Below are 21,945 nucleotides of genomic sequence, written 5' to 3'. Positions count from 1 at the left end.
CTGAGGAAGGGGTTCTGGCATGGCTGACGTGGACGAGATCGATCACCACGTGCTGAGGCTGCTGCGGGAGGACGGGCGCAGGACGTTCTCGGAGATGGCCGACCTGGTCGGGTTGTCGGTGGCCGCGGTCAAGCGGCGGGTGGACCGGCTGCGCGAGCTCGGCGTGATCAAGGGGTTCACCGTGCAGATCGACTACGCCAAGCTCGGGTGGGGCATCGAGGCGTTCACCGAGCTGCGCTATCCCGGCACGACGCCGGTCAGCGAGATCGTCCGCACCGCCACGGAGGTGCCGGAGGTGCAGGCGGTGTTCACGATCGCGGGGGATCCGGACGCGCTGATCCACGTACGGGTGCGCGACCTCGGCCATCTGCAGCAGGTCATCGACCGGCTGCGCCGGGCCGGGGACGTGACAGGGACGAAGACGTTGCTGGTGCTCGGGTCGTGGACCCGGGAGGCGTTGTCCAGGAGCCCTTCCTGATCACTCCCGGCTCGAGAGGCAGCGGACGAGCAGGCCGATCGCGAGCAGCACCGGCACGCCGAGACCGATCAGCCACAGCGACACGCCGGTCATCGGCAGGGGCTCGTGGTCGCGTGCCGCCGGCTGTCCGGAGGGGACCGGGCTGGGCTCGTACGGGTCCACGCCCGGACGCGAGCCGGTGACCGTGGCGCGTGGCTCCTTGCGCGGACCGTCGCCGCCGGGCCTGGGCTCGGCGCGGTCGGCCACCGCGGGGGCCCGCCTTTCCGGCGGGGCGCGGGTGAGCGTGCGGGCAGGCGAGGGACTGGGGCTGTGGACCGCCTCGACGGCGATCGACGTGCAGGAGCGGTTGTTCCCGGTGTTCTGCTCGTGGCTCGCGGTGGAGACGGCGGCGCAGTTGTCGATCACGCCGGTGACGTCAGGGGCGGCGGCGGTGAAGACGAGCGTCCTGCTCTCGCGCGGAGCCAGCGTGCCGAGCCGGCAGTTCCCCGCGGGGCATTCGGACGGGCGACCCGTGGGCATGGTCAGGTCGCCGTCGATGGGGTCCTCCACGGTGACGCCCACCGCCGGAGAGGGGCCGTTGTTGCCGACCTTCACTCTGTAGGTGATGCCGGCGCCCGCCTTCACGCTGGACGGGCCGGTCGTGGCGATCTCCACGTCGGCCATCGTCCGGGTGCGGCTGATCAGCCGCGTGGTGTCGCCCGTCGCATTCGAGGCGGTGACGTGAACCCGGGCGACGACGTCCGTGTCGTCGGGGAGCGAAGGATCGGTCGTGACGGGGATGTCGTAGGTCACGCTCTGTCCCGGCGGGATGGTCAGGCCGGGTCCGCCGCAGGTGATGGCCTGGCCGGCGAGGGAGCAGCCGTCCGGGAGGCGGCCTGGGGACGTGCCGCGGTCGAGGGTGTCGATGATCGTCACGTCCTCGGCATCGTCGCCCCCCGTGTTGGTGACGGTCACCGCGTAGACGGACACCCCACCGGTGGTCATCGGATCCGGGGTGACCGTTGTGGTGATCCGGAGCTCGGGTCCGGCACCGGGCAGGGAGACGGCCGCCGGGGACTGGCCACTCCAGCCACCTCCGCCCAACGCAGCGAGCGCGACGATCGCCGCAATTCCGGGCACGCCCATTTCGTCCCCCGTACCTGGTCCACCCGGGAGCGATCCTGCTATCACACGGACGCTACGGAGAGTCGATCGCACCTGGACCATGCACGGTCATGACGAATCTTTTGCCGGCACATTGCGCGCTGGACGAACAACGCCGGGCACGACGGGCTCGGCGTCGTAGTGTCGAGGGCATGCCAGGTGCCGCGCGCTACGACGACGTCGCCGACTTCTACACGGCCGGCTGGACGGACGCCGTCGACGACCCCGCAGCCGTCCGCCTGCTCGCCCTGCTGGAGCCGATCGCCGGCCGCCGGGTCCTGGAGATCGCCTGCGGCCACGGCCGGATCAGCCGCGCGCTCGCCCGCAGGGGAGCCGACGTCGTGGGCGTCGACCTCTCGTCAGCCCTGATCGAGAAGGCACGTGCTGCCGAGCACGCCGCCCCGCTCGGCATTCGCTACCTCCACGCCGACGCGGCCGCATCCGACATTCCCGGCGTTTCCGGCCTGTTCGACGCCGTGGTCTGCAGCTTCGGCCTCTCCGACATCGACGACCTCGAAGGCGCGATCGCAGGAGCCGCCCGCGTGCTCCGGCCCGGGGGCGTCTTCGCGTGCTCGATCCTGCACCCGTGCTTCCCGGGCGGCCGGGGCGTCTCGGGGTCGTGGTCCGGGGACGCGAGCTATTACACCGAGGGCTGGTGGCGGGCCGACGGCGAGCTGTCGTCCCTGCGCCGCCAGGTCGGCGCCAACCACCGCACCCTCTCGACCTACGTCAACACCTTCCGCCGCCACGGCCTCTGGCTGGAGGAGATGGCCGAGCCCGAGCCCACCCCCGACTGGGCGGCGCAGCGTGCCGACGCCGCCAGGTTTCCCGTGTTCCTCGTCATGAGATGCATTAATCAGGTGTCACCTCTAGCCGGTGGATCCGGCGGTCTTACGGCTCCCGTCGCGGCGAGGTAGGCGGCGAAGCCCATCATGACGGCCATGAAGGCACCTGCCGCAGCGCCGAGGGCGGCGAGCGGTTCGGCCCCGAGTTCTCTGGTGACAGAGAAGATGAGCAGCCCGGCGATCAGGGCAGTCTCGATCGCATGGGCGAGCCAGTGCAGGATGCGCCTACCGTGGGTCATGATCAAGAGGTTCCTCTCACGTTGACCATGTGATGCGTGCAGGTGGAGAACCCCTGGAGGGGCAGGCGGCGAGGCGGGCGGCCAGGCGGAAGACCCTCATCTCGGCGTTTCTCCCTTGATCCAGCGTCTCGGCGGGCTACCCTGAGGATATGCCGGAGGGAATCTGAGCGAAATTCCCGCTGGGAATAGTTCAGGGAAGCCAGCCGGTACAACGACCGAACATCCCGGCAAGGATTGTGCAAGACCTTAGCTGGGTACACGTGATCAACTAGAGGGGAGGCACCGAATGGCCGACGGCAGCCCCACCGTCTACCGACGCCGACTCGTAGCGGAGCTGCGCCGGAGGCGTGAGGCTGTCGGTCTCAGCGGACCCCAGGTGGCGACTGAGCTCAAGTGGTCCACATCGAAGATCTCAAGGCTGGAGAACGGGCAGATCTTACCGAACGCCAAGGACGTAGAAGCACTGCTGGATCTCTACGAGATGCCGGAACCGGATCGATCACAGCTTCTCGATCTGGTGCCGCTGTCTTCGGCTCCGGAATGGTGGGAGAAATACTCGGAATCCATTCCGGATGGCTACATACGCTTCCTTGGTTTCGAAAGCGCGGCGGCAGAGCGATGGGAGTGGCAGTCTCTGGTGATCCCAGGCCAGCTGCAAACGGAGGCCTATGCGGGTGCCGTAATAGGCGCCGCGCTGGGCGAACTGACTCCTCGTCAGATCAGGCGCCGTATTGAGCTTCGCATGGCGCGCAGGGAAAGATACATGCAGGATCCTTCCTTGACGTCGAAGGTCGTCCTCGACGAATCCGTCCTGAGACGGAAGTTCGGGAACGAATCAATCATGTCGGAGCAGCTGCATCACTTGCGGGAAGTAGCCGAAAGGCCCAATATCGAGCTTCAGGTTCTCTTGAACAGCCAAGGCCCTCCGGTGCTGGCTCAAAGCTTTATTCTGCTGAGATTTCCCACGTTTGAGAATCTGGGAGAACTTCATCCTGATGTTCTCTATGTGGAGACGGAGCAGGGCGGCGGAGTCGATGAGGACGAGATGCGAACCCATCGGCACCTTGTGGCATTCAAGAAGATCTCTGAGGCGGCCTTGAGTCCTCAGGACACCATGAGCTTCATTGAGAACCAGGGGAAGAGATGGACGACGGTCTAGGTGCTTCTGCCTCACCTGGAACGAGGTAGAGAAATGAACGAGGTCATCGACCCCAGCTGGGGCGGGTGGCGTAAGAGTCGTCACAGCATGTCCAATGGAGATTGCGTCGAAGTCGCCCTCTTCACGGACGGCCGCGTCGGACTGCGCGACTCCAAGAATCCGTCGGGCGGCACGATCGTCCTGGCCGCCGAAGAGTTCCGGGATCTCCTGACGGATATCAAGCAGGGGAAGATATAGCGATTCCGGTGGCCTGCTCACCCGTGGCAGGCCACCGATCATCCGTCACGCGGCCCGCTCCGGCACCGCGGCCCGCTCCGGCACCGCGGCCCGCTCATCGACCGCGGCCGCCTAGTGTCTTCGATGCCGCCCCCGCCGGATGCATGCGTTGACGAGGATGGGACGGACGACGATCGTTCGCTCTCCTGACCGGTTGTCCGGCCGGGCGCAGGGGAGTGACACCGCAAGGACGCCTCCCGGCTCCTCGGCTCGCTCGACGGCGAAGCTGAGCGGGCTCCCATACGAGACGCCCGCAAGCCTGGCCATATGCCGCCACCTGGCCCGCTGATCAACGGCCGGGGGCGGCGGACTGCTCGTGGGCATACTGATCCCAGGGGGAGGGACATGCTGACGGCATGCGGGGACGTGACCTGGACCGTCGGATGACGGCCGTGAGGCTCAGCCTGGTGGGGGTGGGGGCGATGAACTCCCCGCGCTACCGCCCCGCCGGGCTGCTGGCCAGCTGGCAGGACAACCGGGTCCTGCTCGATGGGGGCGGCGACGCGGCGGGCGGGGAGCGGCTCGACGGCTGGCTGGTCTGCGATGAACGCGCCGAGCTGATGCCCCAGATCCGCCACGCGGCGCGGGGGCTCCGGATGAGCGCCGGGGTCGCGGTCTACGAGGCCGCGGGCGTGGAGATCGTGCCGCTGCCGGTCAGCCACACCTCCCACCCCACCTACGGCTACCTGATCAGCACGGATCGGGCGCAGGCCGCCTGGGCGCCGGAGTTCTGGGTCTTTCCCGCCTGGGCGGCCGGCGTGGACCTGATGTTCGCCGACTCCGCGGGGTGGGACAGGCCGATCCGCTTCGCCGGCGGTGTGGGCGGGCACGCGAGCGTGATCCAGGTCGCGCGGCAGGCGCGCGATCTCCAGGTGGGGCGGCTGGTCTTCGCCCATATCGGCCGCCCCTCCATCCGGGCGATCGACCGCGGCGAGCGGCCGCCGTTCGGCGAGTGGGGCGTCGAGGGCCGAACCTACCCCCTTGGCTAGCCCCGGCCATTCGCTGATAGGAGCGCGTGCGCGGGCGCTCTGTGGGCCGGGGTCGTGCGAGGCTGGAGGGAGAACGGGGGAGGTGCGTGATGGCCAGACACATCGTGATCGGCGTGGACGGGTCCGCACCGGCGACGGCGGCTGTGGAGTGGGCGGCGGCCGATGCCCAGCGCAGAGAGCTGAGCCTGCGGATCTTGCACGTGTGCGAGGACTGGCCCTACCGCGTGGACACGACACGATACTGTGCGGGAACGCTGGCCGCGGCGGCCGACCGGGCTCGCGCCCTGACCCGCGGCGTGGAGGTGACCACGCAGTTGCTGTCCGGCAACGTGGTCGACACGCTGATCGGCGAGTCCCGCTCGGCCGACAGCGTGGTGATCGGCAGCCGGGGGCTCGGCGGGTTCGCCGGCATGATGGTCGGCTCGGTCAGCATGGGCGTCGCCGGGCACGCCGCCGGTCCGGTGGTGGTCGTACGCGAGACTTCGGTGGTGGTGCACGGACGGGTTGTCGTCGGATACGACGGCTCGCAGCATTCCGAGGCCGCAATGCGCTACGCCGTCGAGCAGGCGCGTGCTCGCGAGGTTCCGTTGCACGTCATCTATGCCTGGCAGGCCCCGGTGGTCTCGACGTACGCCGCCGCGTACGGCAGCTTTCTGGAGGACGCTTACGAGCAGGAGACCGAGACGGCGCAGGAGCGGGTGGCCCGCTGGCGCGACGGGAATCCGGATGTCGCGATCACCGATGAGACGGTGGTCGGCCATCCGGTCAACTTCCTGATCGAGGCGGGCGGCACAGCCGACCTGGTCGTGGTCGGCTCGCGTGGGCTGGGTGGCTTCGCCTCGGCGGTGCTCGGCTCGGTCAGCCATGCGGTGCTGCACCACCTGAGGTGCCCGGTCGCCGTGGTGCGGCCGGGGATTACGGCCCGCAAAGACGGTCAAATCTCTACCGCCCGGAATAAGGGGTCAGGCGATGGATAAGGAACCTGAATAGCTTTCATCGGCGCCGTCACGATCATCGTGACCACGACGACGAGACGCAAGAACGAGTAGCGCGGACGGGAGGTCACACGGCGTTGTCCGGTCTGCTCTCCGTTGACACGCTCCTGAATATGCTCCCCGAACCCGTGCGAAGCGTCCTGCCGCGCGCTCGCCGGGTCCGAGCCTGTGCAGGCGGGGTCCGGATCGAACTACGGAACATCGGCGGGCCGCGTACCGAGCGGCCGGCCCGCGCTCTCGAAGAGCGGCTGCGCTCGGCGGGAGCGCCGCGTGCCGAGGTGAACGGGGCGCTCGGCTGCGTGTTCGTGGCCTGCGACGAGACGGCCGACGTGGACAAGTTCGTGGCCGTCGTGGAGGAGCTCGACGAGGGCGGCGAGCCGCTGGGGGACGGTCGTGTGCTCGACGGCGTGGAGCAGCAGGCCCGCGCCGCGGTCGGCCTCTGCCTGCACCTCGCCGGCGCCGGGATCGCCATGGCCGGCGCGCTGACCCGCGCACCACGGCTCCCCGTGGCGGTGCCGAGCGTCCTCGCGCTGATCGAGCACACCCCGTGGGTCCGCGGCCCGCTGGAGGAACGCGTCGGTAAGCCGGTCGTGGACACGATGCTGGCGACGGGCCGGGTCGTTTCCGCCACGCTGGCGGTGCGACCGCTGTCACTGCTGATCGACTCCGTCGCCGCAGCCGGCCGGTACGTCGACGCGCGCGCCGGTCGCCGGGCGTGGGAGCGGCGTGAGGAGGAGTTCGCCGCCGAGGAGGGCGCGTACCGGCATACCAGGGCCGCCGCCGCGACGCGTCCGGCGCCGCTGCCGCGCGGCCCCGTGGAGCGCTACGCCGACGCGGCCGGCGCCGCGACGGTGGCCGCCCACGGCCTGACCACGATCGTCAGCCACAGCTACCAGCGGGGCGTGTCCATGCTGGTCTCAGGCATCCCCAAGGCGGCCAGTCTCGGCAGGGAGGCCTTCGTCAGCGCCGTGGCGCGCTGTCTGGCCGGACGTGGCACGATCGTGCTCGACCGCGACGCCCTGCGCCGCATGGACCGGATCGACACCGTCGTGCTGGACGCCGCCGTGCTCACCACAGGAGCGTGGACGATCGACAGCGTCATGCCGCTCGCCCCCGATGCGGACCTCGACGACCTGCATGCCCGGCTCTACGCGCTGCTCGACCTCGCCGACCCCGCGGCGCGGCGGCGGCGCGACGGGTGGAGCGCGGCGCCCGCGCCGCCGGAGGACGTGCCCGAGCGGTGGCTTGAGCAGGGGCTCCGGCCGGTCGCGGTGGCCAGGGACGGTGTGCCGATCGCCGTGGTCGGCCTGGCCCGCGAGCTCCATCCCCTTGCCGAGGCCGTGGTCGCGGCGCCCCAACAGACGTGCCGGGTGGTGCTGGCCGATGCCGATCCGGGACTGGCCGGGCGGCTGCGGGTGGAGGAGGTCGTGCCCGGCGGGTCGCGGCTGGCCGCGTCGGTGCGGGCGTTGCAGGCCGAGGGGCACGGCGTGGCCGTGGTGTCGCGGCGCGGGCGGCGCGCGTTGCGGCAGGCCGACCTGGGCGTCGGCGTACTCGACGGGGTACGGCGAGTTCCGTGGGACGCCGACGTCATGGGCGGGCTCGACGGCGTGCACCTGCTGCTCCAATGCCTGCCGGCAGCCAGGAGGGCGAGTGTGCGCGGCGTGTGGACGGCGGCCGCCGGGTCGATCGCCGGCACCGGGGTGACGTTGCTCGGTCCGGCCGCGACCGCGGTTCGACGCGCCCAGCTCGTCCACAACCTGACCGTGCTGGCCGCCCTCGCGACCGGGGAGTGGGCGGGCCGGCGCATAGGGCGGGCGGAGCCGCCGGTCCAGGCCGACCACACGCCCTGGCACGCCATGGCCGTCCGCGACGTCCTGGCCCGGCTCGGGGCCTCGCCGGACGGCCTGAGCGAGGCCGAGGCGGAGCGCCGCAGGACCGTCTCGATCCGCCCTGTGAAGATCGGCCCGGAGTCCCTGGCCGGGGAGACCGTGAGAGAGCTCGCCAACCCGCTGACCCCGGTGCTGGCCACGGGAGCGGGCGTGTCGGCCGCGTTCGGCTCGGTGCTCGACGCTGTGCTGATCGCCGGCGTGATCGTGGTGGACGCCCTGCTCGGCGGCGCCCAGCGGCGGGGCGTGGGGCGGGCGCTGCGGCGCCTGACGGAGACCACCGCCGTCCGGGTCCGGCTGCGCCGCGCCGCAGGTGAGGTGGCCGCATACGCCGACGACCTGGTGCCGGGCGACGTGATCGAGCTCAGGGCGGGCGATGCCGTGCCGGCCGACGGGAGGCTGATCCAGGCGGCCGGGCTCGAGGTCGACGAGTCGCCGCTCACCGGCGAGTCTCAGCTCGTGCCCAAGACCGCGGCGCCCGTCGCGGCGCCCGCCGTCGCGGACCGCGCCTCCATGGTGTACGAGGGCACGACCGTCGCGGCCGGGCACGGGCTCGCCGTGATCGTGGCCACCGGCGAGGCGACCGAAGCGGGCAGGACCGCCAGGCTGGCCCGTCAGGAGCCGCCGCCGAGCGGCGTGGAGCTGCGGCTGCGCGCGCTGAGCCGGCGGATACTCCCGGCCGCGGTCGGCTCCGGCGTGGTCCTCATGCTGGTCGAGCTGCTGCGCGGCTCGCCGCTGACCCAAGCCGTCGCCCCGGCGGTGAGCATGGCGGTCGCGGCGGTTCCCGAAGGGTTGCCGTTCGTCGCCACCGTGGCCGAGCTGGCCTCGGCCAAGCGGTTGTCGACCCGCAACACGCTGGTCCGCAACCCGTCCACGATCGAGGCGCTGGGCCGGGTGGACGTGCTCTGCTTCGACAAGACGGGCACGCTCACCGAGGGCCACATCAGCCTGCGCCTGGTGTCGGACGGCCAGATCGAGCAGGAGGTGGAGGAGGCCGCGCCCGAGTTGCGGGCGATCGTGGGCGCGGCGCTGCGTGCGGGGCCGCGCTTCGGAGGCGGGCGGGCCATCCCGCACCCCACGGACCGCGCGATCGTGGACGGTGCCGAGAGGCTGGGCATCACCCCTCAGGAGGGGCTGCGCACCTGGCACCGCGTGGCCGAGCTGCCTTTCGAGCCGGCCCGGGGCTATCACGCCGTCCTCGGCCGCGGCGAGTCGGGGCAGCTGCTGAGCGTCAAGGGCGCTCCGGAAGTGGTGCTCGGCCAGTCCACGAACGTCGTGGTGAACGGGCAGATCGTGCCGCTGGACCTTGCGATCAGGCGGCGGTTGGAGCAGGAGGTGGACCGGCTCGCCCTGCGGGGTTACCGGGTGCTCGCCGTGGCGGAGCGGCCTGCCTCCAGCCGTGCCGATCTCGACGAGTCCCGCATCGAGAGCCTGTGCTTCCTCGGGTTCCTCGGGCTGGCCGATCCGGTGCGCCCGACGGCCAAGCGCAGCGTGGAGCGGCTCGTCCGCGCCGGTGTACAGGTCGTCATGATCACCGGGGACCATCCCAGTACGGCGGAGGCCATCGCGGCGGAGATCGGCGCGCTGGACGGCCGGCGCGTGATGACCGGCCCCGAGCTGGAGGAGCTGGACGACGAGGTCCTGGCCAAGGCGCTGCCGGATGTGGCGGTCTTCGCCCGGGTCACGCCCGAGCACAAGGCGCGGATCGTCACCAGGCTGCGCGCGGCGGGCAGGGTGGTGGCCGTCACCGGCGACGGCGCCAACGACGTGCCCGCGATCCGGCTCGCCGACGTGGGCGTGTCGCTGGGCTCGCACGCCGCTCCCGCCACCAAGGCCGCCGCCGACATCGTCATGCTCGACGACCGCATCGAGACGATCATCGAGGCGATCGTCGAGGGACGGGGCATGTGGGCCTCCGTCCGCGACGCGCTGGGCATCCTGCTCGGCGGCAATGTCGGGGAGATCGCTTTCACGCTCGGATCGAGCCTGCTCACCGGCCGCACCGCGTTGAACGCCCGCCAGCTCCTGCTGGTCAACCTGCTCACCGACATGCTGCCCGCCATGGCGGTGGCCATCCGGCCGCCCAGCGCCGCCAGCCCCGAGCGGCTGCTCGCCGAGGGACCCGAGGTCTCCCTCGGCGCCGCTCTGACCAGGGACATCTACCTGCGGGCGGTGGCCACGGGCGTCGCGGCGGGGGCGGCGTGGCTGCTCGCGCGGATGAGCGGGACGCGGGGCCGGGCCGACACGGTCGGGCTCATCGGCCTGGTGGCGGCCCAGCTGCTCCAGACCCTCGCACTGGGCGGGCGGGACCGGGTGGTGGTGCTGGCCGCGCTGTTGTCCCTGGCCACGCTGGTGCTGATCGTCTCCACGCCCGGTCTCAGCCAGGTCTTCGGCTGCCGCCCCGTCGGCCCGCTCGGCTGGGGGATCGGCCTGGGCTGCGCGGCCACCGCGGCGCTGCTCGCCGCGATGATCGAACGGTCTCCCGCGGAGTAGTCATCAGCGGGTCTCCACGGGAGGTTCTTCCCGGCTGCGTGACAGGCGGCCGGTGATGGCCGGCACCAGGCCGTGGGGCAGGAACAGCACGACCACGATCAGCACGAGCGCGTACACCGCGTACGACAACACGCTCGGCGCGTACGACGGCATCCCGGGCAGACTGGCCAGGCCGTCGAGTCCTTGCACGAGCAGCGTGATCGCCCCAGCCCCGGCCACGGCTCCCCAGATGGTGCCCAGCCCGCCGACCACGGCCATGACGATGTACTGGATCGAGATCAGCACAGGGAACGAGCCCGGCGCCACGTAGCCCGTGTAGAAGCAGTAGATGCCGCCGGCGAGGCCGGCGAACGCCGCCGACAGGGCGAAGACCACCAGCTTGTAGCGCCCGACCGGGATGCCGGACGACGCGGCGGCGGTCTCGCTCGTGGCCAGCGCCCGCAGGGCGCGGCCCGGCCGCGAGGTGATGACGTTGTGCGTCACCAGCATCACCAGCGCCAGCCCTCCCCAGGTCAGGTACGCGTACGCGGCCGCACTGCCCGCCTCGAACCCGCCGAGCGAGAACTGCGGGATGGCCTGCAGGCCGATGTCCCCGCCGGTGAACTCCAGCTGCCCGGCGAGCGAGAGCAGGATGAGCTGCATGGCCAGGGTCGCGAACGCCAGGTGGTGGCCGCGCAACCGCAGCAGCGGCATGCCGATCACGAGGGCGAACAGGGCCGCGGCCACGGGGGCGGCGATCAGCCCGGCCAGCGGTGGCACGCCGCTCAGGGCGAGGAGGGCGGCGGTGTAGGCGCCGACGCCGTAGAAGGCGCCCTGGCCCAGCGACACCTGTCCGGCGTACCCCATGAGCAGCGACACCCCGACCGTGACCATGGCGGCCAGGCCGAGCAGGATGTACACGGCCAGCGCGCTGTCGTCCAGCAGCGCGGGCAATGCCAGCGTCACGACGGCCACCAGCACGCCGGCCACGAGCCTGATCATGTGGACTCCTGGGAGATGGCGGTGCGGCGGCCGGCCTGGACGATCATGACGATGATCATGAGACCCAGCGCTATCTCCAGTTGGTGCGACCCGTAGCCGTAGCCGGCGGCCATGGTCTCGGCCACGCCCAGCAGCAGTGCCCCCAGCAAGGTGATCACCGGCCGGGTGAGGGCGCCGAAGACGGCCGCGGCGAAGCCGTTGACGATGAGCGTGACGTCGGTGTCGAACGAGATCGGCCGCAACGGCGTCACCAGCACCCCCGCGAGGCCGCCGAGCAGCCCGCCCAGCGCGAACGCCACCAGCCCCATGCGGCGGGTGTCGATGCCGACGACGCGGGCGGCATAGGGGTTCGACGCGCACGCGGTCAGTGCCTTGCCCAGGTAGGTGCGTCCGAAGAAGAGCGCGAGCGCGACGAACGTCAGGGCCGTCACCGCGATCACCAGCAGGTGCTGCGTCTGAATCCGCGCCCCTGCCACCGTCACCGAGCCGGCCAGACCGGGCGCCGAGCGCGGCTGGTCTCCCCACAACACGATGTCGACCGCGTAGGCGAGCACGCCGACGCCGAGCGTGACGATCAGCGACGACAACGGGGTCACACCGGGCTTGCCGATGGCGGCCAGCCCGGTCAGCAGCCCCGCCACCGCCGCGACCAGGATGGCCGTCACCTCGCTCAGCCCGTGCGGGAAGCCCAGCCCGAGCAGCGACGACGTGCACAGCCCGGCCACCACGGCGAAGGTGCCCTGGGCGAAGTTCACCACGCCGGTGACCCGATGGATGACGACCAGGCCGCTGGCGATGAGCGCGATCGCGCACCCGACCGCCAGCCCATTGAGCAGGTATGTGAGGAACGCGCTCATGTGATCGCACCCCCCAGATAGGCGCCGGCCACCTTCGGATCGCCGGCCAGGTCGGCGGAGTCCCCCTCGGCCACCACCCGCCCTGACTCCAGCACGTAAGCCCGCCGGCACAGGTCGAAGGCCAGCCGCGCGTTCTGCTCGATGAGCAGCACCGTCAGGCCCTGCGATCGGTTCAGCTCCGCCAGGTGTCCCGCCAGGTCGGCGGTGACATTGGGGGCGAGCCCCAGGGACAGCTCATCCACCACGAGCACCGACGGGCGCGACATCATGGCGCGGCCGAACGCGACCATCTGCTGCTCGCCGCCCGACAGCACACCCGCCTGCCGCCTCGCCAGCGAAGCCAGCTGGGGCAGCAGGTCGTAGACGGAGGACGGGTCGCGCTCGCCGGAGCGCCAGCCGCCCAGCGCCAGATTGTCCGCGACCGACAAATCCGGAAATAGCTGGCGGCCCTCCGGGATCAACGCCAGCCTGCCGCCGATCTCCACCGTCCCGGAAGCGGATTTCAGCAGGCCCGCGAGCGTGTTGGCCAGCGTCGACTTGCCGGCGCCGTTCGGGCCGAGCAACGCGACCATCTCGCCCTTGCCGACGTTCAGCGTGACGTGCTCCAGCGCGGTCGCGGTGCCGTACGAGACGACCAGGTCCCTGACGTCGATCATGACGCCTGCCCGAGGCTGAGGGCGGGGGTCATGACGCCTGTCCGAGGTAGGCGGCGAGCACCAGCGGGTCGGCCCGCACCTCGGCGGGCGGGCCGTCGGCGATGACCTGGCCGAGGTCGAGCACCACGAGCCGGTCGGCGAGCCGGGTCACGAAGGCGACGTCGTGCTCGATGAGCAGGATCGTCAGTCCGCCCGCGCGCAGCTCCTCCACCAGCGCCGCGAGCCGCTCGCGTTCCTGGCCGCGCAGCCCGGAGGCGGGCTCGTCGAGCAGCAGCAGCCGAGGCCGCGCGCACAGGGCGCGGGCCAGCTGCAACGCGCGCTGCTGCCCGATGGGGAGCCGGTCGGCGGGCCGGTCCGCCCACTCGGCGAGGCCCACGCGCTCCAGAGCGGCGTCCGACTCGGTCGCGATGAGCCGCTCGTCGCGCCGGTGCCGGGGCAGCCGCAGCGCCGCCGACACGAACCCCGCCCCGGTACGCCCGTGCATCCCCACCATGACGTTCTCCCTGACGGTCATGCCGCGGAACACGCGGGCCGCCTGGAAGACGATCGACATGCCGAGCCTGGCCCGCCGGTGCGGCGCGAGCCGGTCCACCCGGTGCCCGAGGAAGGAGATCTCGCCCCGGTCGGCCGCCAGATGCCCGGTGATCAGGTTGAACAACGTGGACTTGCCGGCCCCGTTCGGCCCGATGATGCCGCAGACCTCGCCGTCCGCGACGCTCAGGGAGACGTCGCGGACGGCGTAGACGCCCCCGAAGGAGCGGGATACCCCGGTGACCGCCAGCACGCGCTACCCCGCCGCGGTGACGGTCTTGGTGAGCTGCTCCTTGGCCCAGTCGGTCGGCACGAACTGGCCGTTCTTCACCGTGTTGACCGAGATGAACTCGGGGGAGAGCCCGGAATGGTCGGTGGGGGAGTAGCGGAAGCGGCCATTCGGCGTGATCAGGTCCATGCTCTCCAGCGCCTGCTGGATCTTGGTCTTGTCGGTGCTGCCGGCCTTCCTGATCGCCTCGAACAGCAGCAGGCTCGCGCTGTAGCCGTCCTGCGCGAACTGCGGCGGCGGGTAGCCGTGCTTCTGCTGGTACGGCTTGGCCATCTGGTCGATGATCTGCTTCTGCTTGCCGGCCGGCAGATGGTCCCCGACGACGCCGATGGCGCTCTGCACGGTCATGCCCTCGGCGTCGCGGCCCATCGGCTCCAGCCACAACTTGCTGGCCTGGGACGCGGTCAGGAACAGCGGCGTCTTGAGCCCCGAGGCGACGTACTGCTTGGCGGCCGTCACGCCGGGCGCGCCCGAGCCCCAGAACACCAGCGCCTCGGCGGCGGAGTCGCGCACGTGCTGGAACACCGCGCTGAAGTCGGAGTTCGTGGTCTCGTACGGCTCGTCCACGGCGATCGTCACGTTGTACTTCGGCGCGAGCGCCACCATGGACTTGTGGCCGGAGACCGAGTACGCGCTCTTGGAGTCCCAGGCCACCGCGATCGTCTTGATGCCCTGGGCCTGGATGTACTGCAGGTAGCGCTCGGCGTACATGCTGGACAGGGCGGGCGTGACGAAGATGTACGACTTGATCGGCTCGACCTGCTCCTGCGCGGGCGCCAGCGACAGGTACGGCATCTTGTCCCGCTGCGCGAGCGGCTCCACCGCGAGCGCCGAGTTGGAGAACACCGGGCCGATCAGCGCGTCGATCTCGCCCTTGATCTGGTTGTAGGCCACGATGCCCTGGTCGGGAGCGGTCTTGTCGTCCCGGGTGACCAGCTCGACGGTGCGGCCCAGTAAGCCGCCCTGGGCGTTGACCTGCTCGACCGCCAGCTCCACGGCCTTCTTGTCCTCGCTGCCGAGCGGCGTGTAGTTGCCGGTCAGGGAGACGATGAGGCCGACCTTGATGGGGCCGTCACCACCTGACCCGCCGGGACTACCGCCGCACGCGGCCACGGCCAGCACGAGACACACCAGAGACGGTAGAAGCCTGCGCATCAGGACCTCCTGGGCCGGATGTCGCCCTGAATGTAGGCAGGTACATTACGGCTGTCAAGACAATGCCCAACATCCGTGGGGGTGGCGGTGTGCGGCCTCAATCGGTGATTCTCACCTTTCTCGGAGATCACGTTTACGGTCGCGGAATCTGCGTCTTCTCGGGCAGCTTCATCGAGGCGTTCGCCAAGGTCGGCGTCTCCGAGGAGGCGACGCGCTCGACGCTGACCCGGATGGTCCGCCGCGGGTTGTTGCGCCGGCAGCGCTCAGGGCGGCGTATGTACTTCGGCCTCACCCCGACCAGCACCGAGGTGCTCAGGGACGGCGAGCGGCGCATCTGGCACAGCGGCGTCGTCAACGACGCCGGCGAGGACCGGTGGACGCTCATCGGTTTCTCGCTGCCGGCCTCATGGCAGCGGCAGCGGCACGAGCTGCGCTCGCGGCTCATCTGGGCCGGGTTCGGGCCGCTGCAGAACGGGTTGTGGATCGCCCCCGGCGAGGTGGAGGCGCCCGAGGTGCCGGGGGTGGAGGTGAAGGTGTTCGCCGCCGAGCCGCGGCGGCCCACCGACATGCAGGCGCTGGTACGGGACGCGTACGACCTGGCCGGGCTGGGTGAGCGTTACCGGGCGTTCCTGCGCCGCTGGGACCAGGCCGATCCCGCGCCCGACGCGCCCGACGACCTGGCCCGCTCGCTGACGCTGCTCACCGGCTGGCTGCAGATCATCAGGACCGACCCCCGGCTCCCGCTGCGTTACCTGCCGCACGACTGGCCCGCGGAGAAGGCCCAGCGGGTCTGCCACGCGCTGCACGAGCGGTTCAGGCCGGAGGCCGCGGCGGTCGCCGAGCGGCTCCTCGACACGGTCCCCGACGAAAGTTGGGCAGAACGATGACAGCGATCGTCTAGTGGCCTAACTTGAGCCTGGAGGAGCACTGATGCGGAACCAGGGGCTTGGATCGTGGCCGGCACGCAGGGCCCGCATGACGCCCGACCGGGTGGCGCTGACCTGCGGCGGGCGCGATCACACCTACCGTGACCTGCGGGAACGTACGTATCGGCTGGCTTCCGCGCTGGGCGTGGGGCGCGGCGACCGGGTGGCCTACCTCGGGCCCAACCATTGCGCGCTGGTCGAGACGTTCTTCGCGGCAGGGCTGCTGGGGGCGGTGTTCGTCCCGCTCAACACCCGGCTGGCCACGCCCGAGTTGCGCTTCATCCTCCAGGACGCGGACGCGTCGGTGGTGCTGCTCGGCGAAGGGCGGGACGGCGAAGGGCTGCCCGGCCGCCACATCCCGGCCGCGGACTACGAGGACCTGCTGGCGTCAGGCTCGCCCGAGCCGATCGACGAGCCGGTCGGCCAGGACGACGTGTGCCTGATCATGTACACCTCCGGCACCACCGGACGGCCCAAGGGCGCGATGCTCACGCATGCCAACCTCACGTGGAACGCCGTCAACCTGCTGGTGGACGTGCCGCTCGCACACGACGAGGTGACGCTGATCAGCGCACCCCTGTTCCACATCGCGGCACTGGCGCAGACGCTGATCCCGAGCGTGCTCAAGGGCGGGCGGGCCATCCTGGAGCCGTCCTTCGACGTGGACCGCACGTTCGACCTGATCGAGGCCGAGCGGGTGACGGTGATGTTCGGGGTGCCGTCGATGTTCGCCTTCCTCGCCCAGTCGCCGCGCTGGCCCAAGGCCGACCTGTCGAGCCTGCGCCACCTGCTGTGCGGGGGCGCGCCGGTGCCCCTGCCGCTCATCACGACCTACCAGGAACGGGGGCTGACGTTCCTGCAGGGCTATGGCATGACGGAGACCGCGCCCGGCGCGCTCTTCCTCGGCGCCGAGCACTCCATCGACAAGGCGGGGACGGCCGGCGTGCCGTGTTTCTTCTCCGACGTGCGCCTGGTCACGATCGAGGGCGCGCAGGCGGCCCCCGGCGAGCCCGGCGAGGTCTACGTCCAGGGACCCAACGTCATGCCCGGCTACTGGCGCCGGCCCGAGGAGAGCGCGAAGGTGCTCTCGCCGGACGGCTGGTTCCGCTCGGGCGACGTCGGCGTCGCCGACGAGGACGGTTACGTGCGCATCTCCGACCGGCTCAACGACGTGATCATCTCCGGCGGCGAGAACATCTACCCCGCCGAGGTCGAGAGCGTCCTTTACAGCCATCCCGCGGTCGCCGAGTGCGCGGTGATCGGCGTGCCCGACGACCGGTGGGATGAAGTGGGCAAGGCCCTGGTCGTATTGCGGCCGGGCGCGACGGCCGAGCCCGAGGAGCTGCTGAAGCACCTGGACGGTCGGCTGGCCCGCTTCAAAATCCCGAAATATCTGGAATTCGTCTCTGAACTGCCCAAGAACGCGGCGGGCAAGCTGCTCAAGGCCCCGCTCAGAAAGCTCTACGGGAGTTGATCCGCAATGCGTACCTCACCGCCTTTCCGCGCCGACCACGTCGGCAGCCTCCTGCGCCCGCAGTCCCTGCTCCGCGCCCGCGAGAGCCTCGCGGGCGACGAACTGCGGGAAGCGGAGGACGCGGCCATCCGAGAGGTGGTGCGCAGGCAGGAGGAGATCGGCCTGCAGAGCGCGACCGACGGCGAGTTCCGGCGGGCCTCCTGGCACATGGACTTCATCTACCGGCTCGGCGGCATCGGCCAGGCCACCGACGAGCACATCACGGTCCGCTTCCACAACGAGCAGGGCGACATCGAGTTCACCCCGGCGGCGCTGCGCGTGCACGACCGGATCAAGCTGCGTGAGCCGATCTTCGCCGACGACTTCATGTTCCTGCGGGACACCGTGAGCACGGTCGTGCCGAAGCTGACCATCCCGTCGCCCAGCATGGTGCACTACCGCGGCGGGCCGGCCGCCATCGACCCGAAGGTCTACCCGGACGTCGAGGAGTTCTGGCGTGACCTGAGCGCCGCCTACGCCGAGCAGGTGCGCAGGATCGGCGCGCTGGGGTGCACGTACCTGCAGTTCGACGACACCAGCCTGGCCTACCTGAACGACCCGGCCCAGCGGGCGGAGCTGGAGTCGCGGGGCGACGACGCCGAGCACATGCACCTGCGCTACATCAAGCAGATCAACGCCGCGCTCGCGGCCAAGCCGGCCGGGATGACGATCACGACGCACATGTGCCGCGGCAACTTCCGCTCGTCCTGGGCCGCCTCGGGCAGCTACGACTTCGTCGCGGAGGCGTTGTTCGGTGAGCTGAAGGTGGACGGGTTCTTCCTGGAGTACGACGACGAGCGGTCCGGGGGATTCGAGCCGCTGCGATTCGTGCCCAAGGGCAAGATGGTCGTTTTGGGGCTGGTCACGACCAAGCACGGGGAGCTGGAGTCGAAGGACACGCTGAAGCGGCGCATCGATGAGGCCGCCAAGTTCATCGACCTCGACCAGCTCTGCCTGTCGCCGCAGTGCGGCTTCTCCTCCACAGTCGAAGGCAACGAGCTGACGGCCGACCAGCAGTTCGCCAAGCTCCGCCTGATCGTCGAGACCGCCCAGGAGGTCTGGGGCTGACGGCAGGGATGCGGCGAGAGCCCGGGGAAACCGGCTCCGGGCTCTCGCCGCCGATCAGCGGACCACGATGGTGGTCAGCGACCGCGGCTGGAGGGTCACCGTGCGGCCGGTCACGGCCGACGGGGTGAGCGAGTTGTCGTTGTTCGTCACGTACGCGGTCGCCCTGCCGCGCACGCCGTCCCACGTGACGGCCTCGGTGCCCGTGTTGAGGGCCACGATCACCTTCGACCCGTCCGTGTTGCGGAACGCCGAGACCTTCAGCGCCGGATTCGCCGCCGAGGCGTCCACCCGGACCGCGCCCGGCCGGATGAACCGGCTGTAGGCCGCCATCGCCCACAACCGCTTCGACACCTTGTAGGTCTTCGCCGTGTCGTCGACCTGCATGAACGCCCTGGTCGTGCCGCGCGAGGCGCCCAGCCAGTAAATGTAGGCGCTGACGTCGCCCAGCGTGAGCGCGTCGTGGATGGCCTGCGCGATCGTGAAGCCGTCGTAGCCGCTGCCGTCGTCCCAGGCCTCGTTCCAGGTCGAGCCGTTGGGGTTCCACTCCGACATCCAGGTCTTCCTGCTGGTCGGCAGCGGGGCGTCCACGGGGCTGGCGTAGGTGTGGCCGGCGTGCGTCTTGACCCAGCGGCGGGCCTCGGGGTCGGCCTCGATCGCCGCCGTGTACGCCTTGGCCTGGTTCCAGCCGAAGGAGTCGCAGCACACCAGGTTCACGTTGCCCTTGGCGATCGGGCCGAGCACCTTGACGAACTGGGCGGCCTGTTCCGGGGTGAAGCGCATGGAGGCGTACGTGGCCGTCCAGTCGGGCTCGTTCGTGAACCCGAGGTCGGTGATCTTGATGCCTTCCCGCTCGTAGAACTTCGTGTACGCCAGCAGGTAGTTCGCGTACGCCTTCTCCCACTCCGGCAGCAGGTTGCCGCCGTTCTTGTCGTCGCCGTTGGTCTTCATGTAGCCGGGCGCGCTCCAAGCGTCGGCGAAGAAGCGCTTCACGCCGTACGCCTTGGCCTCCTTGGCCACCCAGACCTGGCTGTTGTCGTCGCCGTCCCACACGTACTTGGGCGGGGCGTCCGGGCCGCCGGGGTTCTCCGGCTGGATCGACACCATGTGGTCGTACGGGCTGCCCGCGGGGGAGGAGCCGATGCCGAGCCGCAGGATGCTGAGGCCGGCCCCCTTCTCCCGGTCGAACCACAGGTCGAGGATCTCCCGCTGCTGCGCCGGCGACAGCGCCTCGAGCAACTCGTTGCGGCGGAACGCCTGAGAGACGCCGAAGCCGTCCATCTGCTGGTGCGTGACGCGCTCGTTCACGGTGATGGCCGGTGCCGGCGCGGCGTGCGCCGGGTTCACCGCCAGGAGACCGAGCACGGTGATGGCGACAAGTCCTCGTAACATGGTGCCTCCGAAAGTTTCGGAAAAGTGGCGAATATTTCACCAATCGTGCCGGAACCGTAATCGGCGTCAAGGTCTGCCGTCAACACCAAGCGGCGCCGTCCCCCGAGGAAGGGGACGGCGCCGCTGGGCTCCCGCGTTCAGCGCGCGGACTCGGCGCGGGACTTGATGGTCTGCATCTGCCTCCGCACGGTCAGGAAGTCGGCCAGGTCCATCCTGGCGAGATAGAGGGTGCCGCTCAGGCCTGGCTCGGCCTTGATCCGGACGCGGAACACCATCCTGGTCCTGCCGTCGTCGATCTCGCGGAGCGAGATGGAGCACGTGGTGATGGCCTCTTCGCCCCGATGAACCAGGACGAGCGTGTGCGGCGGATCGGTCTGCTCCACGACGAACCCGGCGCCATCAGGCCCGGAGCGCAGCGTGTCGCCGACCTTGAGTCCCTGCTCCGCTTCCTCCGCGGGAGGACCGCCCAGCTGGACCAGCCAGGGCCAGACGGCCGCAGGGGAGGCCTCGACGGTGATGGCGCGGGTCGCCTGGTACTGCGGCGTGCGGACGATGTCGTCACCCGCCATCTCACCGTAGACCTCGCCGTCGTCGGCGCCCCAGCGCAGGTGCCACGGGCGCACCGCGAGCATGTACCCCGCCGCCGCCCCCACCGCGAACCTGAGCATCGAACGTGTCATGTACCGCGCCATGAACATCGCGAACTCCTTCGTATCGCCGGTCGGAACGCCCAGTCTCCGACGTGAGGCCGCCCTTGGCCAGCGGAACCGCCGTGCTTCAGCGGCCGAAGCAAATGGTGCGGCCCGCGCGTACCCTTTCGCCCTTGTAGCTCACCTGATCGATCGTGTTCCCCCGGGGATCGACGAGGACGAGGCCGTCGCCCTGGTTGCCGAGCTGCAGCGCCCCGTCGAGCGGCACCCTCAGCGTGGTGCCGCCCGCCACGGCCCCGCTCAGGTCCTTGCGGGCGTTGGTGGCATCCGACAACCACCAGCCCGACAGGTCGACCGGGCCTGGCGTGACGTTGAGCAACGTGACCGACTCCGCGCCGCGGTCGGCGCCCACGGGGTCGGGCAGGGCGGCCACGATCAGCACGTCGCCCACGGCGATGAGCGGCGGGTTGACGGTCGAGCCCGGCGGCGCGGGATCCGGGTTGATGATGAACGACTCCGGCCACACCGTCAGCTGGATCTGGTGGCCGGAGGCCCAGACGACGTCGTGCAGGTTGCCCCGTTCGAGCTTGTCGAGCAGGAACAGTTCGTCGTCGCGGTGCACCGGGTCGGCCCGCAGCCACGCGTCGAAGCCGTCGAAGTCGGGGAATCCCGCCGCGAGGTACGGCACGATGCGGCGGAACAGCTTGGGCCACATCACCAGCTGCTCGGCCGCGGCCAGGTCGGGGATGACGGCCACGCCGTCGGGGTCGGCGGTGGAGCGCGGCCAGATGCCGGTGGCGAGCGCCTTCTGCCTGGCCGCCGCCGACACGTCCGCCAGGTGCGTACGCAGCTCGGCGGGCAGGGTCGCGTAGAACGCCGGATAGACCAGCCCGGCGGCGAGCAGCGCGGCGTTGACGGAGGCGTCGGCCAGCGGCCCGTCCAGGAACACCCGGGAGCCGTCCGCCCCCGGATGGTCGCCCGCGAACACGAACGCGATCAGCCGGCCGTTGGCGTCGATGCCGTTGGTGAGCACGTGGCCGCGGATCGCGTCCTGGTCGGCGGAGCGGACCTTGTTCGGCAGGTCGTCCCAGAAGACCACGTTGGTGAAGCCGAGCAGCCGAAGCAGCTCGTCCCTTGCCGCCTCGGCACCCGTCAGCTCCTGGTGGGTTTCGCCGAAGTGGGTTTCCAGCGCGTCGATGGCCTCCAGACGTGCGGAGATGCCGCGGCGCGTGATGTCCGGCGGCGAGCCGGAGTGCCGGGGCAGCGCCTCGACCAGCGCGGGATTGTCGGGCAGGAACTTGACCGTGTCACCGTCCGGTTCCGGCCCTTGTCGCGGGAGGTCCGGATATCGGATGACAAAATTGCCCCGTAATAGCGTGTAACTCATGAATTCCCCCCATATCTCGGCGAGCGGAGCGTAACTCGCG

At 70.6% G+C, this 21,945-nt stretch carries 20 protein-coding genes; 10 read left to right on the top strand and 10 right to left on the bottom strand.

Annotation, left to right across the window (positions count from 1 at the left end; translation table 11 throughout):
* Window positions 1–19 precede the first annotated feature (19 nt).
* Window positions 20–478 (top strand): Lrp/AsnC family transcriptional regulator, encoded by a 459-nt coding sequence (locus tag OHA25_RS51820; protein ID WP_305920767.1) that lies wholly within the window; start codon window positions 20–22, stop codon window positions 476–478.
* On the opposite strand, the gene OHA25_RS51815 is transcribed toward OHA25_RS51820, so the two are convergent.
* On the bottom strand, window positions 479–1,597 hold the full coding sequence (locus OHA25_RS51815) for a DUF11 domain-containing protein (RefSeq protein ID WP_327584227.1): 1,119 nt from the start codon (window positions 1,595–1,597) through the stop codon (window positions 479–481). It lies immediately after the preceding gene.
* A 176-nt stretch (window positions 1,598–1,773) separates the two neighbouring features.
* Between OHA25_RS51815 and OHA25_RS51810 the strand changes: the two genes are divergently transcribed.
* Complete coding sequence (locus OHA25_RS51810) at window positions 1,774–2,538, top strand: class I SAM-dependent methyltransferase (RefSeq protein WP_327584226.1); 765 nt, start codon at window positions 1,774–1,776, stop codon at window positions 2,536–2,538.
* Here OHA25_RS51810 and OHA25_RS51805 read toward each other — a convergent pair.
* Window positions 2,478–2,705, bottom strand: coding sequence for a hypothetical protein (locus OHA25_RS51805; RefSeq protein ID WP_327584225.1), 228 nt, complete (start codon window positions 2,703–2,705; stop codon window positions 2,478–2,480). The genes OHA25_RS51810 and OHA25_RS51805 overlap by 61 nt on opposite strands.
* 286 nt (window positions 2,706–2,991) lie before the next feature.
* Between OHA25_RS51805 and OHA25_RS51800 the strand changes: the two genes are divergently transcribed.
* The 5 genes from OHA25_RS51800 to OHA25_RS51780 all read left to right on the top strand — a co-directional run bounded on the left by OHA25_RS51800 (window position 2,992) and on the right by OHA25_RS51780 (window position 10,503).
* Entirely contained in the window at window positions 2,992–3,864 is an 873-nt protein-coding gene (locus OHA25_RS51800) for a helix-turn-helix domain-containing protein (RefSeq protein ID WP_327584224.1), read from the top strand.
* A 33-nt stretch (window positions 3,865–3,897) separates the two neighbouring features.
* The gene (locus tag OHA25_RS51795; RefSeq protein ID WP_327584223.1) at window positions 3,898–4,101 is read left to right on the top strand and encodes a DUF397 domain-containing protein; all 204 of its coding nucleotides are present in this window, start codon (window positions 3,898–3,900) and stop codon (window positions 4,099–4,101) included.
* A gap of 395 nt (window positions 4,102–4,496) precedes the next feature.
* Window positions 4,497–5,129 (top strand): MBL fold metallo-hydrolase, encoded by a 633-nt coding sequence (locus OHA25_RS51790; RefSeq protein ID WP_327584222.1) that lies wholly within the window; start codon window positions 4,497–4,499, stop codon window positions 5,127–5,129.
* Window positions 5,130–5,218: 89 nt separating this feature from the next.
* Window positions 5,219–6,106 (top strand): universal stress protein, encoded by an 888-nt coding sequence (locus OHA25_RS51785; RefSeq protein ID WP_327584221.1) that lies wholly within the window; start codon window positions 5,219–5,221, stop codon window positions 6,104–6,106.
* A gap of 131 nt (window positions 6,107–6,237) precedes the next feature.
* Window positions 6,238–10,503: a cation-translocating P-type ATPase gene (locus tag OHA25_RS51780; protein ID WP_327584220.1), complete on the top strand. Its 4,266-nt coding sequence runs from the start codon at window positions 6,238–6,240 to the stop codon at window positions 10,501–10,503.
* Between the two features lie 3 nt (window positions 10,504–10,506).
* On the opposite strand, the gene OHA25_RS51775 is transcribed toward OHA25_RS51780, so the two are convergent.
* From OHA25_RS51775 to OHA25_RS51755, 5 genes are read right to left on the bottom strand one after another with little or no spacing between them, the layout of a single operon-like run.
* Entirely contained in the window at window positions 10,507–11,484 is a 978-nt protein-coding gene (locus OHA25_RS51775) for a branched-chain amino acid ABC transporter permease (RefSeq protein WP_327584219.1), read from the bottom strand.
* Window positions 11,481–12,341, bottom strand: coding sequence for a branched-chain amino acid ABC transporter permease (locus OHA25_RS51770; protein WP_327584218.1), 861 nt, complete (start codon window positions 12,339–12,341; stop codon window positions 11,481–11,483). Before OHA25_RS51770 ends, OHA25_RS51775 begins: the two co-directional genes overlap by 4 nt.
* On the bottom strand, window positions 12,338–12,997 hold the full coding sequence (locus OHA25_RS51765; RefSeq protein ID WP_327584217.1) for an ABC transporter ATP-binding protein: 660 nt from the start codon (window positions 12,995–12,997) through the stop codon (window positions 12,338–12,340). Before OHA25_RS51765 ends, OHA25_RS51770 begins: the two co-directional genes overlap by 4 nt.
* 28 nt (window positions 12,998–13,025) lie before the next feature.
* Window positions 13,026–13,781 (bottom strand): ABC transporter ATP-binding protein, encoded by a 756-nt coding sequence (locus OHA25_RS51760; protein ID WP_327584216.1) that lies wholly within the window; start codon window positions 13,779–13,781, stop codon window positions 13,026–13,028.
* 3 nt (window positions 13,782–13,784) lie between these two features.
* The gene (locus tag OHA25_RS51755) at window positions 13,785–14,972 is read right to left on the bottom strand and encodes an ABC transporter substrate-binding protein (RefSeq protein ID WP_327584215.1); all 1,188 of its coding nucleotides are present in this window, start codon (window positions 14,970–14,972) and stop codon (window positions 13,785–13,787) included.
* 104 nt (window positions 14,973–15,076) lie between these two features.
* Between OHA25_RS51755 and OHA25_RS51750 the strand changes: the two genes are divergently transcribed.
* Genes OHA25_RS51750 through OHA25_RS51740 form a run of 3 tightly spaced genes read left to right on the top strand, consistent with a single transcriptional unit; the run spans window position 15,077 to window position 18,479 of the window.
* Window positions 15,077–15,859, top strand: a complete 783-nt coding sequence (locus tag OHA25_RS51750; protein ID WP_327584214.1) for a PaaX family transcriptional regulator — start codon at window positions 15,077–15,079, stop codon at window positions 15,857–15,859.
* 43 nt (window positions 15,860–15,902) lie between these two features.
* Complete coding sequence (locus OHA25_RS51745) at window positions 15,903–17,372, top strand: acyl-CoA synthetase (RefSeq protein ID WP_327584213.1); 1,470 nt, start codon at window positions 15,903–15,905, stop codon at window positions 17,370–17,372.
* 6 nt (window positions 17,373–17,378) lie between these two features.
* Window positions 17,379–18,479, top strand: a complete 1,101-nt coding sequence (locus OHA25_RS51740) for a 5-methyltetrahydropteroyltriglutamate--homocysteine S-methyltransferase (RefSeq protein WP_327584212.1) — start codon at window positions 17,379–17,381, stop codon at window positions 18,477–18,479.
* 54 nt (window positions 18,480–18,533) lie between these two features.
* Here OHA25_RS51740 and OHA25_RS51735 read toward each other — a convergent pair whose 3' ends face one another.
* The 3 genes from OHA25_RS51735 to OHA25_RS51725 all read right to left on the bottom strand — a co-directional run bounded on the left by OHA25_RS51735 (window position 18,534) and on the right by OHA25_RS51725 (window position 21,905).
* Window positions 18,534–19,868, bottom strand: coding sequence for a glycoside hydrolase family 30 protein (locus OHA25_RS51735; RefSeq protein WP_327584211.1), 1,335 nt, complete (start codon window positions 19,866–19,868; stop codon window positions 18,534–18,536).
* Window positions 19,869–20,005: 137 nt separating this feature from the next.
* Complete coding sequence (locus tag OHA25_RS51730) at window positions 20,006–20,566, bottom strand: hypothetical protein (RefSeq protein WP_327584210.1); 561 nt, start codon at window positions 20,564–20,566, stop codon at window positions 20,006–20,008.
* Between the two features lie 79 nt (window positions 20,567–20,645).
* Window positions 20,646–21,905 (bottom strand): lamin tail domain-containing protein, encoded by a 1,260-nt coding sequence (locus OHA25_RS51725; RefSeq protein ID WP_327584209.1) that lies wholly within the window; start codon window positions 21,903–21,905, stop codon window positions 20,646–20,648.
* Between the last annotated feature and the right edge of the window lie 40 nt (window positions 21,906–21,945).

The sequence above is a fragment of the Nonomuraea sp. NBC_00507 genome (assembly GCF_036013525.1).
Taxonomy (GTDB): Bacteria; Actinomycetota; Actinomycetes; order Streptosporangiales; family Streptosporangiaceae; genus Nonomuraea.
Note: the sequence above shows the minus strand (reverse complement) of the source record. Positions and strands in the feature narration are given on the sequence as shown.

What these genes read in the sequence shown, in the direction of transcription:
- OHA25_RS51765 (WP_327584217.1), bottom strand. Translation starts at nt 12,997, where the DNA reads ATGATCGACGTCAGGGACCTGGTCGTCTCGTACGGCACCGCGACCGCG.
- OHA25_RS51775 (WP_327584219.1), bottom strand. Translation starts at nt 11,484, where the DNA reads ATGATCAGGCTCGTGGCCGGCGTGCTGGTGGCCGTCGTGACGCTGGCA.
- OHA25_RS51740 (WP_327584212.1), top strand. Translation starts at nt 17,379, where the DNA reads ATGCGTACCTCACCGCCTTTCCGCGCCGACCACGTCGGCAGCCTCCTG.
- OHA25_RS51780 (WP_327584220.1), top strand. Translation starts at nt 6,238, where the DNA reads ATGCTCCCCGAACCCGTGCGAAGCGTCCTGCCGCGCGCTCGCCGGGTC.
- OHA25_RS51770 (WP_327584218.1), bottom strand. Translation starts at nt 12,341, where the DNA reads ATGAGCGCGTTCCTCACATACCTGCTCAATGGGCTGGCGGTCGGGTGC.
- OHA25_RS51735 (WP_327584211.1), bottom strand. Translation starts at nt 19,868, where the DNA reads ATGTTACGAGGACTTGTCGCCATCACCGTGCTCGGTCTCCTGGCGGTG.
- OHA25_RS51795 (WP_327584223.1), top strand. Translation starts at nt 3,898, where the DNA reads ATGAACGAGGTCATCGACCCCAGCTGGGGCGGGTGGCGTAAGAGTCGT.
- OHA25_RS51745 (WP_327584213.1), top strand. Translation starts at nt 15,903, where the DNA reads ATGCGGAACCAGGGGCTTGGATCGTGGCCGGCACGCAGGGCCCGCATG.
- OHA25_RS51730 (WP_327584210.1), bottom strand. Translation starts at nt 20,566, where the DNA reads ATGTTCATGGCGCGGTACATGACACGTTCGATGCTCAGGTTCGCGGTG.
- OHA25_RS51820 (WP_305920767.1), top strand. Translation starts at nt 20, where the DNA reads ATGGCTGACGTGGACGAGATCGATCACCACGTGCTGAGGCTGCTGCGG.
- OHA25_RS51800 (WP_327584224.1), top strand. Translation starts at nt 2,992, where the DNA reads ATGGCCGACGGCAGCCCCACCGTCTACCGACGCCGACTCGTAGCGGAG.
- OHA25_RS51790 (WP_327584222.1), top strand. Translation starts at nt 4,497, where the DNA reads ATGCGGGGACGTGACCTGGACCGTCGGATGACGGCCGTGAGGCTCAGC.
- OHA25_RS51805 (WP_327584225.1), bottom strand. Translation starts at nt 2,705, where the DNA reads ATGACCCACGGTAGGCGCATCCTGCACTGGCTCGCCCATGCGATCGAG.
- OHA25_RS51755 (WP_327584215.1), bottom strand. Translation starts at nt 14,972, where the DNA reads ATGCGCAGGCTTCTACCGTCTCTGGTGTGTCTCGTGCTGGCCGTGGCC.
- OHA25_RS51725 (WP_327584209.1), bottom strand. Translation starts at nt 21,905, where the DNA reads ATGAGTTACACGCTATTACGGGGCAATTTTGTCATCCGATATCCGGAC.
- OHA25_RS51785 (WP_327584221.1), top strand. Translation starts at nt 5,219, where the DNA reads ATGGCCAGACACATCGTGATCGGCGTGGACGGGTCCGCACCGGCGACG.
- OHA25_RS51810 (WP_327584226.1), top strand. Translation starts at nt 1,774, where the DNA reads ATGCCAGGTGCCGCGCGCTACGACGACGTCGCCGACTTCTACACGGCC.